Origin of the sequence: Nonomuraea longicatena (assembly GCF_039525605.1) — a bacterium.
In the GTDB taxonomy this organism is placed as follows: Bacteria; Actinomycetota; Actinomycetes; order Streptosporangiales; family Streptosporangiaceae; genus Nonomuraea; species Nonomuraea longicatena.
In genome coordinates, this window is record NZ_BAAAHQ010000008.1 from 393,013 (window position 1) to 394,789 (window position 1,777).

Annotated in this window: 2 protein-coding genes; both read left to right on the plus strand. The window is 75.4% G+C overall.

The genetic code is table 11. The annotated features are described in order from the left end of the window. Positions 1–733 precede the first annotated feature (733 nt). Positions 734–1,360, plus strand: a complete 627-nt coding sequence (locus ABD120_RS11030; protein ID WP_343949681.1) for an SbcC/MukB-like Walker B domain-containing protein — start codon at positions 734–736, stop codon at positions 1,358–1,360. Beyond that, positions 1,353–1,777, plus strand: a 425-nt coding sequence (locus tag ABD120_RS11035; RefSeq protein ID WP_343949665.1) for a TIGR02679 domain-containing protein, incomplete at its 3' end; no start/stop codon positions are given. The genes ABD120_RS11030 and ABD120_RS11035, both read left to right, overlap by 8 nt.

Below are 1,777 nucleotides of genomic sequence, written 5' to 3' on the forward strand. Positions count from 1 at the left end.
CGCCGAGCGCGCCGCCGAGGTCTACCGGGAGCTCGCGGCGACGGCGGGCGCCGCCGTGGACGAGCTGTACCGCCGCCTGGAGGAGGTGGAGGAGCAGGACCGTGCCCGCGCCCGCGCCGAGGAGAGCACCCGGGACGAGGAGCGCCGATTGGCCACGGAACGGGGCAAGGCGGTCGGCGTGCGGGAGCGGCTGGCCAAGGAGATCGCCGAGGCGACGGCGCAGCGCGACGAGGCGGTCAGAGACTTCCAGGCGTTCGTCGCGACCGGGTTGCCGCTGGTGGCGCTGCCGGAGCTGCGCGTCCCCGACCCGAGCGGGCCCTGGTCGGTGACGCCCGCCGTGGCGCTCGCCCGGACGGTCAACGCCGAACTCGACGGCGTGGACGACGGCGACACCCCGTGGGAGCGGGTGCAGAAGAAGGTCGCCGACGAGCACAAGCTGCTGTCCGACGCGATGGCGCGGCAGGGGCATTCGGCCGGGCTGACCGTCACCGAGGGCGTCATGCTCGTGGACGTGCGCTTCCAGGGCCGCGCCCGCGACATCCCCGACCTGGTGGACGCGCTCGCGCGGGAGACAGCGGAACGCGCCCAGCTGCTGTCGGCCAAGGAACGCGAGGTCCTGGAGAACCACCTGCTCAACGAGGTGGCGGGCACCCTGCACGAGCTCATCGCGGCGGCGGAGGGTGAGGTCGCGCGGATGAACGAGGAACTGGAGTCGCGGCCGACCTCGACGGGCATGCGGCTGCGCCTGGTGTGGAAGACGGCGAGGAACGCCCCGGAGGGCCTGGACCGGATCCGAGGCAGGTTGCGGCAGACGGTGGACGCCTGGTCGCAGGAGGACCGGACGGCGGTCGGCTCGTTCTTGCAGGAGCGCATCGCCCGCGAGCACGCCGACAACCCGGCGGCGGGCTGGATCGAGGCGCTGACCAGGGCGCTCGACTACCGGGGCTGGCACGAGTTCGCCATCCAGCGGCTCCAGGAGGGGCAGTGGCGGCCCGCGACCGGCCCGGCCTCGGGCGGCGAGCGGGTGCTGGCCGCGTCGGTGCCGCTGTTCGCCGCCGCGTCGGCGCACTACAAGTCGGCGGGCAATCCGCACGCTCCGCGGCTCGTGGCGCTCGACGAGGCGTTCGCGGGGGTCGACGACGACTCGCGGGCCAAGTGTCTCGGCCTGCTGGCCACCTTCGACATGGACGTGGTGATGACCAGCGAGCGCGAGTGGGGCTGTTACCCGCAGGTGCCCGGTCTGGCCATCGCCCAGCTCTCACGCCGTGACGGTGTGGACGCCGTCCTGGTCACCCCGTGGCGCTGGGACGGCAGGGAGCGCCGCAGGACCGAACGGCACAGCGGGCGGCGCGATGGATGAGCGGCTGGCCAGGCTGCTGGGCGGCGCGGAGACCGCCTGGCTGGTGGACCGCGCCCTGACCCGCCTTGAGCGCGGCAGGCCGCTGACCGGCACCGTCTCACTGACCGGCGCGACGCCCGCGCAGCGCGGCGCCGTGGAGAGACTGCTCGGCCGCCGCGCGGGCACAGGCGCCTCCCTGTCGGTCTCCCTGGGCGAGCTCGACCGGGTGCTGCGGGCCGGCGGCGTCTGCGCCGGCCTCGCCGCGGCCGTCGTCCTGCTGCGCGGACCCGTCCGCGACCTGCCCGCCCTCGCCGAGGAGCGCGACGACGCCTGGCGTGCCGCCTTCGCCGCTCTCGACGCGCACATCGCGCGCCGGGCCGCGCTCGCCGACTGGCGGGCCTGGCTGCTGCGCGCCATCGCGGGCCGTCCCCAGGACCT

Bases quoted from the DNA above. Each gene is read 5' to 3' on its own strand.
- ABD120_RS11030 (WP_343949681.1), top strand. From the start codon at position 734: ATGCGGCTGCGCCTGGTGTGGAAGACGGCGAGGAACGCCCCGGAGGGC.